At 61.1% G+C, this 9,202-nt stretch carries 7 protein-coding genes; 1 reads left to right on the top strand and 6 read right to left on the bottom strand.

Annotated features, from left to right (window positions below; translation table 11 throughout):
• Positions 1–173: 173 nt before the first annotated feature.
• The 6 genes from purB to zapD form a co-directional block, all read right to left on the bottom strand.
• On the bottom strand, positions 174–1,544 hold the full coding sequence (purB, locus tag Q0349_RS04880; protein WP_298079758.1) for an adenylosuccinate lyase: 1,371 nt from the start codon (positions 1,542–1,544) through the stop codon (positions 174–176).
• Positions 1,545–1,766: 222 nt separating this feature from the next.
• Entirely contained in the window at positions 1,767–2,384 is a 618-nt protein-coding gene (locus Q0349_RS04875) for an HI_0552 family protein (protein ID WP_298079757.1), read from the bottom strand.
• Positions 2,381–2,740: an MmcQ/YjbR family DNA-binding protein gene (locus tag Q0349_RS04870; protein WP_298079756.1), complete on the bottom strand. Its 360-nt coding sequence runs from the start codon at positions 2,738–2,740 to the stop codon at positions 2,381–2,383. The genes Q0349_RS04875 and Q0349_RS04870 overlap by 4 nt, the downstream gene beginning before the upstream one ends.
• A gap of 150 nt (positions 2,741–2,890) precedes the next feature.
• Complete coding sequence (locus tag Q0349_RS04865; RefSeq protein WP_298079755.1) at positions 2,891–3,376, bottom strand: peptidylprolyl isomerase; 486 nt, start codon at positions 3,374–3,376, stop codon at positions 2,891–2,893.
• A gap of 31 nt (positions 3,377–3,407) precedes the next feature.
• Positions 3,408–3,935: a phosphatidylglycerophosphatase A gene (locus tag Q0349_RS04860; RefSeq protein WP_298079754.1), complete on the bottom strand. Its 528-nt coding sequence runs from the start codon at positions 3,933–3,935 to the stop codon at positions 3,408–3,410.
• A 1-nt stretch (position 3,936) separates the two neighbouring features.
• Positions 3,937–4,728, bottom strand: a complete 792-nt coding sequence (zapD, locus tag Q0349_RS04855; RefSeq protein ID WP_298079753.1) for a cell division protein ZapD — start codon at positions 4,726–4,728, stop codon at positions 3,937–3,939.
• A 255-nt stretch (positions 4,729–4,983) separates the two neighbouring features.
• Here zapD and tal point away from each other — a divergent pair, with 255 nt between their 5' ends.
• Entirely contained in the window at positions 4,984–8,997 is a 4,014-nt protein-coding gene (gene tal, locus Q0349_RS04850; protein WP_298079752.1) for a transaldolase, read from the top strand.
• The last annotated feature ends 205 nt before the right edge of the window (positions 8,998–9,202 follow it).

Raw genomic sequence — 9,202 nt, 5'->3', positions numbered from 1 at the left:
TCACCCCAGCCCTCTCTCGCTACGCGAGCAATGCTTGTCCCACAGGGAGAGGGAGTATATCGGCGGTTTTACCTGCTCCCGTTCGCACAAGAAAACAGGTTTTCCCAGACTCTAAACAGGCTCTTATTGCGGATTTTTGTCCGCTTTCCTTGAGGAGAACAGTCAATCCACCTTTATATCCGCCGTGCCAGCGCCTCCGCCTTGCCGGTGTAGCTCGCGGGGGTGAGGGCGAGCAGGCGCGCTTTGGCGTCTTCCGGGATGTCCAGCGTGTCGATGAAGGCGCGGATGGTGGCGGCGTCCAGGTGCGGTTTGCCGCGCGTCAGTTCTTTCAGTTTTTCGTAGGGGTTGGCGATACCGTAGCGGCGCATCACGGTCTGGATGGGTTCGGCGAGCAGCTCCCAGGTGGCGTCCAAATCGGCGGCAAGCGCGGCGGGGTTCGCTTCGAGTTTGTCGAGGCCACGCTGGTGCGCGCTCATGCCAAGCACGGTGTAGCCGATGGCGACGCCCATGTTGCGCAGCACGGTGCTGTCGGTGAGGTCGCGTTGCCAGCGCGACACCGGCAGTTTTTCGGCGAGGAAGGTGAGGATGGCGTTCGCCATGCCGAGGTTGCCTTCGGAGTTTTCAAAGTCAATCGGGTTCACTTTGTGCGGCATGGTGGAGGAGCCAATTTCGCCCGCCTTGATTTTTTGTTTGTAGTAGCCGAGCGAGATGTAGCCCCAGATGTCGCGGTTGTGGTCGATGAGGATGGTGTTAAGGCGGGCAAGGGTGTGGAAGAGTTCCGCCATGTAGTCGTGCGGCTCAATCTGGATGGTGTAGGGGTTCCAGGTGAGGCCGAGCGCGTCTTCGACGAAGCGGCGGCAGTGGTTTTCCCAGTCGTAGTCCGGGTAGGCGGCGAGGTGGGCGTTGTAGTTGCCGACGGCGCCGTTGATTTTGCCAAGCAGCGGTTGGGCGGCGAGCTGCTCGCGCTGGCGTTGCAGGCGGTAGTGAACGTTGGCGATTTCTTTGCCGAGGGTGGTCGGCGTCGCCGGTTGGCCGTGGGTGCGGCTCATCATCGGCAGCGCCGCGTGTTCGTGCGCCATTGTCCGCAGTTTGGCGCTGATGGTGTCAATGTGCGGCAGGAGGATAGTGTCGCGCGCGGTTTTGAGGGTGAGGGCGTGGGCGAGGTTGTTGATGTCTTCGCTGGTGCAGGCGAAGTGGATAAACTCGCTGGCGGCGGCGACTTCGGGTACGCCGGCGAAGCGTTCTTTGAGCCAGTATTCGATGGCTTTGACGTCGTGGTTGGTGGTCGCTTCTATGGCTTTGACGGCGGCGGCGTCTTCGGGCGTGAATCCGGCGATGACGCTGTCAATTTCGGCAAGGGTCGCGGCGCTGAAGGGGGCGACTTCGCCGATTTCCGGGGCGGCGGCGAGGGCTTTCAGCCATTCGAGTTCGACGCGGACGCGCGCTTTCATCAGGCCGTATTCGGAGAAGACGGGGCGCAGCGCGGCGACGCTGTTGGCGTAGCGGCCATCGAGCGGGGAGAGGGCGAGGAGGGTGTCGTGCATGGGGGTTTCCTTTTTAGGGTTTGGGTTTGTCGTTTGGGGCAGGGTGGGCTTCTTTTCCTGCCGCTGGCGGGTTTCTTCGCCAGCGATGTTTGTCGCTACGCGATTGGTTTGCTGCCCCCACCCCAGCCCTCCCCCACGGGGGAGGGAGCCAACTTGTGCGCGTCCGCAAGCAGGGCGGGGTGAATTGTAATCGGCTCCTGACTGGCGGGCAGGTTTTCTTTATCAGGGGTGGCAGGCTTCGTAAAGGGGCTGCAGGGTGCGGAGGGTATCGGCAATCCAGGCGGCGCTGTCGATGCGGCCAAGCTGGTCGCGTTCTATATGTTTGCCGATGCTGTAGTAGTCGGTGGCGTCGCGGAGTGGCAGTTCGCCGCAATCGGCGACGCGCGGGTAGTCGGCGTATTCGTCGTCGCTGCCGTGCCAGAGGTCGTAGTCGGCGTAGGTTTTGCGGTCAAGCGCGTCCGGCCAGCGGTTGTAGTGGTCGATGGTGGTGGTGGAGATGCCCGCTTTGTAGCAGTGCCAGTCAAGGCTGACGGTGAGGCGGCGGCGGTTGAGCAGCACAGAGAGGATGGCGGCGCTGTCCTGCCAGTCGTGGTATTTGAAGTAGGCGAAGAAGTGGGCGCGCACTTGCCAGCCGTTGCACCAGCGCTCGATGTGCGGCGCGGCGAAGGGTTCGCCGAGCAGGGCGGCAACGCGCTGGATGATGGCGCGCCAGGTTTCCCAGGCAGCTTTGTAGTCCACCTTGATTTGCGGGATGGTTTCGGGGGCGTATTTTTTGAGTTGCGCGAACTGGTAGCAGGGCAGGTTGAACAGGTCGCAACTGGCGGGGGTGAGGTTGGTCATTTGGCAGTGAGGCGGTAGCTGTCTTCCACCAGTCGGCGCACGGTGTCGTCGTCTGCCTCGCCGAGAGCGGCGCTGACCCAGTGGATTTTGTCCATGTGCCAGGCGGGGTAGATGCCGGGCTGGCTGCGCAATGCATCGATGAGGTCGGGCGGGGCTTTAAGGTTGACCACGTCCAGCATTCGTGTTTCGTCGTCGTGCTGGCCGAGGAAGGCGGCGGGGATGTGCATCAGCAGGGCGAACCATTTGCGGTTGTTGATGTGGCGGAAGACGGCGTAGTCGGGGTATTTTGCCCAGGGGTAATCGGGTTCGATGCTGTAGGTGGTAAAGATGTATTGGGTGAAGGTGTCTTGGTTCATGCGGTTCTCCTGTTGGTACCGTTCCTGTTGTTCGGCTGGATGGAAAGGTGTGCCTGGTGGTGACAGGTTGGGTTTTACATACAGGGTAGCAGGGAAGGTGTATGTATATTTTTCGGGGTGATTGAAAAAGGCAGCTTGCGCTGCCCCGGTTCAGTGATGGTGGTGATGGTGTCCGTGCGGGCCGTGGACGTGGCCGTGGGCGATTTCGTCGGCGGTCGCCTCGCGTACATTCTGCACTTTTGCCTTGAAGCGGATGGTCAGTCCGGCAAGCGGGTGGTTGCCGTTCAGGGTGGCGTGGGTGTCGTCAATGTTGGTGATGTGGAAGTAGTGGATGTTGCCGTGGTTGTCTTCGCCTTCGAGCAGCATTCCAACTTCGATGTTTGACGGCAGGTTTTTCCGCTCTTCTTTGACGATTTGGTCTTCGCGGATGTCGCCGAAGTGGTCTTCCGGGGCGAGGGTGAGTTCGATTTGGTCGCCGACGGTTTTGTCTTCCAGCGCCGCTTCGACTTTGGGGAAGACGCCGCCGTAACCGCCGTGCAGGTAAAGGAGCGGTTCGCCGTCGTGGGTGATGGCTTGTCCCTGGTCGTCGTAGAGTTCGTAGGTGAGTTCGACGACGCTGTTTTTGTTGATTTTCATGGGTTTTCCTTGCGGTTTGTAGGGCGGCGGATTATAACACGGCGGCTGTAAGCCACAGGACGGCGAGGGCGTAGAGGGCGGCGAGGACGTCGTCCAGCATGATGCCGAGGCCGCCGGGGGTGCGACGGTCGATTTGGCGGATGGGCGGCGGTTTGGTGATGTCGAAGAGGCGGAAGAGGAGGAAGGCGGCGAGGTAGCACGGCAGTGTTCCCCAGCGTTGCCACAGGGCGGGCGGGACGTAGGCGAGGACGAGCCAGACGCCGAGAAATTCGTCCCAGACGATTTCGCCGAAGTCATGCACGCCGAGGTCGCGTGCGGTTTTGTCGCAGACCCAACAGCCGAGGGCAAAGGCGGCGAGGAGGAAGAGGGCGGTGACGGTCGGGTTTATCAGCAGGAAGGAGAGCGGCCAGTAAAGGAGGGTGGCGGCGAGGCTGCCCCAGGTGCCGGGGGCGGGGTGGATGAGGCCGCTACCGAGGCCGAAGGCGAGGAAGTGAACCGGGTTTTGGCGCAGGCTGGCGAAGGTGTGCGGGCGGTAGCCCTTCGGGTTTTTCGCGTTCATGTCAGAGGACGCAGGTTTGCAAGGAGAAACGCACCGGGGTTTCCACTTGTTTGGCGCGCTGTTCGGGGTTTTCCTGGGTCATGAAGCGCACCGAGAAGCGGTGTTTGTCGCCGCTGATGCGCGGGAAGACGCGCTGTTCGTTGTCGAGGTGGATGCGGATCATCTGGTTGCGGCGGTTGCTGTCCAGCGTTTTCAGGAAGATGCCGTCGTCGGTGTATTCGTTGGTGATTTCCGCCCCGGCGCGTACCAGTTGCAGCACCAGCGCGACCGCGCGCGCGATCGGCAGGAACATTTCGTAGCATTGTTGCAGGAAGGGGATTTCGTGGTTTTCGTTTTGCAGCAGCCAGTATTGGTAGGCGGGGACTTCAAAGAGACAGTTGCCGCTCTGGTTGAAGTTGCGCTGGCGCAGGCTGGTGAAGAGTTCGTTTTCGCGCAGGGCGCTGATGGGGTTGAAGTTGAGGCTGTAGGCTTCTTGCAGCGACATATCAATGTTTTCCAGCGTCGCCACCCGTTCTTCCAGCGTCCAGCCGAGGGCGAAGTGTTCGCGGTCAATGCCGGTTTTGTAGCCTTGCAGTTCTTTGATAATTTCGGCACGAATTTCGTAGCGGTGGAGGAAATCCAGCACGTCAAACAGCGCATCGAGAAAGAGCTGGATGGAATAGTATTCGTCAGCCTGGTGGAAGTTTTTCATCTGGAAGAACATCGATTCCAGCCGCATGAAGAGGCGGATGCGTTCGTTCAGAGGCTGCTCGTAAGTGCTTAATTGGCATTCGGTTTGTGGGCTGATCGGCATGGTGTGGAACGTTCCCGGTGCGAGGTTGGGCGCTATCGTGGCACAAGGCCGCGTGGTTGTCCATCGCATTGCGTGGGGAAGCCCTGATTTGGTATAGTTTCCCGCCGGTTTGCGGCCACTGAAGACCGCCCGGCAACAGATTTTTCAAAACCGTAACGATAAAGTCCGACAGGAGCGGGACGCTCGAACGGACAATGTTTTTTACTTAAATTTCAGCCGTATGCGCGATTCGTACGGCTACGGAGATTCTATACCATGAAACGTATGCTAATTAACGCCACCCAGCAGGAAGAGCTGCGGGTTGCGCTGGTAGATGGCCAGCAACTCTACGACCTTGACATCGAAACCCTTTATTCCGCGCAGAAAAAAGCCAATATTTACAAAGGAAAAATCACCCGGATTGAGCCCTCGCTGGAAGCGGCCTTTGTCGATTACGGCGCGCAGCGGCACGGATTCCTCCCCTTCAAGGAAATCGGCAAAGAATACCTGACCGGTTCCACCACTGCCCACGAAGGCCAGCCGTCCTTCAAGGACATGATTGAAGTCGGCCAGGAAGTGCTTGTTCAAATTGACAAAGAAGAGCGCGGCAACAAGGGCGCGGCGCTGACCACCTACATCAGCCTCGCCGGCCGCTTCCTCGTGCTGATGCCGAACAACCCGCGCGCCGGGGGCGTCTCGCGCCGCATCCAGGGCGACGACCGCAAAGAATTGCGCGAAACCCTCGATATGCTCGACGTGCCGGACAACATGGGCATCATCGTGCGCACCGCCGGCGTTGGCCGCGCGCAAGAAGAATTGCAATGGGATTTGGACTTCCTCCTGCAACTGTGGGAAGCCATCTCCGAAGAATACCGCAAGGCGCCGCCACAACGCCTGATATACCAGGAAAGCAACATCATCGTCCGCGCGCTGCGCGACTACCTGCGCCCGGACATCGGGCAAATCCTCATTGACGACGAGCGCGTGTACCAGCAGGCGAGCGACTTCATGACGCTGGTCATGCCGAACAACCTCAACAAACTCAAGCTGTATCAGGACAACATCCCGCTCTTCACCCGCTACCAAATCGAAGGCCAAATCGAATCCGCCTACCAGCGCAACGTCCAGCTCCCCTCCGGCGGCGAACTGGTCATCGACTACACTGAAGCGCTCGTATCCATCGACATCAACTCATCGAAAGCGACCAAAGGCGGCGACATCGAAGAAACCGCCTACCAGACCAACCTCGAAGCCGCCGACGAAATCGCGCGACAAATGCGCCTGCGCGACCTTGGCGGGCTCATCGTCATCGACTTCATCGACATGGGCGTCAGCCGCAACCGCAAAGACGTCGAAAACCGCCTCTATGACGCGACCAAAATCGACCGCGCCCGCGTCCAGATTGGCCGCATCTCCCGCTTTGGCCTACTTGAGCTGTCGCGGCAGCGCCTGCGCCCGTCCATGGACGAATCCAGCCACCGCGTCTGCCCGCGCTGCAAAGGCCAAGGCTCCATCCGTGGCATCCAGTCAATGGCACTGTCGCTATTGCGCCTCATCGAAGAAGAAGCGATGAAAGAACGCACCCGCCGCATCACCGGCGAACTGCCAGTGAGCATCGCCACCTACCTTTTGAACGAAAAACGCGCCGTCATCCGCCAAATCGAACAGCGCAACAAAGTCGAAGTCGTCCTCGTGCCGAACGCCGACCTGCACACGCCGGACTACTACATCGAGCGCCAGCGCGAAGACGACTGGGACGAAGACGCCATCCCGACACCGAGCTACCGCCTGCGCACCCGTCACGAAAGCCACGAAGAAAGCGACATCGCCGTCAAACCGGGCGAAACCGTCGCCGAACAGGCCGCCGTGCAGGGCATCGTCCCGCGCGTACCCGCGCCGCAAATCGCGCCGACCGTGCAAAAAACCGGCCTCGCCGCGCTGTTCTCCAAAGTCGTCGCCCTGTTCAAAGAAAACCGCGACGCCGCCACCAACCCCGAACCCCCCGCCAAAAACAGCGGCGACAAACGGCGCGAACGCACCGCCCCGGCGCGCAACCGCCGCGACCGCAACGAACGGACAGAAACCGCGCCGCCACCACAACCCGCGCGCAAACCCGCCGAAACCAAAAGCGAAGCGCCCACCGAAACCCGCACACCGCGCAACAACAACCGGCAAGAAGAAGCCGCGCGCCGCTACGAAGAAGCCCTACAACAAGAAGCGCCGCGCGAAGAAGCGCCTGCTGCCGCGCCGCGCCGCGAAAACAAGACGAACCGCAGTGTCCTGCCCAAAGACGACGTCAACCCTACCCTCGAAGCGCTGCTCAACCCGCCGGAAGAAATCAACGGCCGCACCGTGCGCAAAGGCCGCCCGCGCGACGTCCACGCCGTGCGCGGCCAGGGCAAGGCGGACTACATCCCGCAAGAACGCCCGGAAACCCTGAACGAAGACGACATGAACGCGCCCGGCCTCGTCGAAGAACTGCGCGACGACATCCCGGAGGCCGCAGAGCCCGCCGCACCCGCGCCGAAAAAAGCGCCCTCGTTCGCCAAAATCAAACCGCTGCCGCCCTCCGACGCCGAAGCGCCCGGCCTCGTCTCGCTACTGGACCACCCCGCGCCCGTCGCCCCGGCGATGATTGCAGGCAACAAACTGCGTGAAGACGCGCACTACCCGCTCGCCGTCCCCGCCGCCAAAAACGAAAACCCGCTGCGCCAACTGGCCGCCTTCGGACAAAGCGTCTGGTACGACAACATCGACCGCACCATGCTCGAAAACGGCGAACTGACGCGCCTTATCGACGAAGACGACCTGCGCGGCATCACCTCCAACCCGTCCATCTTCCAAAAAGCCTTCGCTGGCGACGCCTACGACAGCGCCCTGCGCAACTGGCTCGACGAAAACCCCGGCGGCAGCGCACGCGACGCCTACTACAGCCTCGCCATTGACGACATCCGCCGCGCTTGCGACCTGCTCCTGCCCGTGTACGAAAAAACTGGCGGCACCGACGGCATGGTCTCGCTCGAAGTCTCGCCCGACCTCGCCCACGACAGCGGCAAAACCGTCACCGAAGCACTCGAACTGCACCGCCGCGTCGCCCGCGAAAACCTCATGATCAAAATCCCGGCGACCCTAGCGGGTATCAAGGCCATCCGCGAACTCACCGCCGAAGGCATCAACATCAACGCGACCCTCATCTTCTCGCCCGAACGCTACCGACAAACCCTGGAAGCCTACATCGACGGCTTGAAAACGCGCGTTGCCGCCGGACAATCCATCGACCTGCTGCGCTCCGTTGCCAGCTACTTCGTCAGCCGCGTGGACAGCAAAATTGACGCACGGCTCGCCGACGAGCACGCCGCATTGCGCGGCCGCGCCGCCATCGCCAACGCCCAAACCGCGTACAGCTACTACCTCGAACGCATCAGCCACGACGACTGGGCCGATCTTGCCAAAAAAGGCGCCGCCGTCCAGCGCCTGCTCTGGGCGAGTACCGGCACCAAAAACCCCGCCTACTCCGACGTGCGCTACGTCGAACTGCTCATCGGCCGCGACACCGTCAACACCATTCCGCCCGCGACCTACGCCGCCTACAAGGCACATGGCCGCGCCGAAGAAACCCTGCTGCGCCACATCGACCAGGCACCGCAACTGCTACAACAAATCACCGATGCAGGCATTGACTGGGCGCAACTGTACGTCGAACTCGAAGCCGAAGGCATTGCCAGCTTTGAACAAGCCACCGCCGAACTGCTGGCGACGCTTGCCGCAAAAATCAAAACCCTGCGCGAAGCAAAACCCGGCGACGCAGCGGCAGACGCGGACAACAGCGATGAGATCGCCGAACCCGTAGCAGAAACACCCGCCGCTGAAACTACGGCAGACGAAGCAGAACTCGCTACCACCGCGCCCGAAAACATCGCGGAAAGCACAGACGGGAACGAAGCCGCTGAAGACGCATCTGTCGCCAAACCCGCCCCGGAAACACCCGCTGACAACAACGCGGCGGACGAAGCAGAACCCGCTACCGCCGCACCTGAAAACATTGCGGAAACCGCAGGCGAAGACAATCATGCCGGAGCAGCGCCCGCCGAACCGGTTACTGAAACCAGCACCGAAAGAGAAAACGCTGACGTACCGGCGGCTACCCCGCCCGAAGACCTCGCAGCAGACGCGGACGATCATGCCGAAACAGCACCTGCCACCGAAACGCCTGCCGAAAACAGCGCCGAAAGCGAAAACACCGACGCGCCCAGCGATAACACGGACGGCGATGACGAAAAGCGCGACTAAAACCGCGCACATCAACCAACAAGGGGCGGCAACGCCCCTTTTTTTGTTGGAGCAGACGGATTTCCTTGCAAACCCACCACTGTCATTCCGGGAAACCGTATTTCTTTCAAAATCCCGTCGTCGGGCATTATAGCCATCCACCGAAAGCCTCCTCATACGGTGTTGCGCCGCTTCGCCGTACAACCGCGTACTGCCTTCAGCGGCG

It is taken from the genome of uncultured Cardiobacterium sp. (assembly GCF_938028185.1).
Lineage (GTDB): Bacteria > Pseudomonadota > Gammaproteobacteria > Cardiobacteriales > Cardiobacteriaceae > Cardiobacterium.
The sequence above is the reverse complement of the archived record's forward strand: the minus strand, read 5'-3'. Positions and strand labels throughout refer to the sequence as shown.

Bases quoted from the DNA above. Each gene is read 5' to 3' on its own strand.
- purB (WP_298079758.1), bottom strand. From the start codon at position 1,544: ATGCACGACACCCTCCTCGCCCTCTCCCCGCTCGATGGCCGCTACGCC.
- Q0349_RS04875 (WP_298079757.1), bottom strand. From the start codon at position 2,384: ATGACCAACCTCACCCCCGCCAGTTGCGACCTGTTCAACCTGCCCTGC.
- Q0349_RS04870 (WP_298079756.1), bottom strand. From the start codon at position 2,740: ATGAACCAAGACACCTTCACCCAATACATCTTTACCACCTACAGCATC.
- Q0349_RS04865 (WP_298079755.1), bottom strand. From the start codon at position 3,376: ATGAAAATCAACAAAAACAGCGTCGTCGAACTCACCTACGAACTCTAC.
- Q0349_RS04860 (WP_298079754.1), bottom strand. From the start codon at position 3,935: ATGAACGCGAAAAACCCGAAGGGCTACCGCCCGCACACCTTCGCCAGC.
- zapD (WP_298079753.1), bottom strand. From the start codon at position 4,728: ATGCCGATCAGCCCACAAACCGAATGCCAATTAAGCACTTACGAGCAG.
- tal (WP_298079752.1), top strand. From the start codon at position 4,984: ATGAAACGTATGCTAATTAACGCCACCCAGCAGGAAGAGCTGCGGGTT.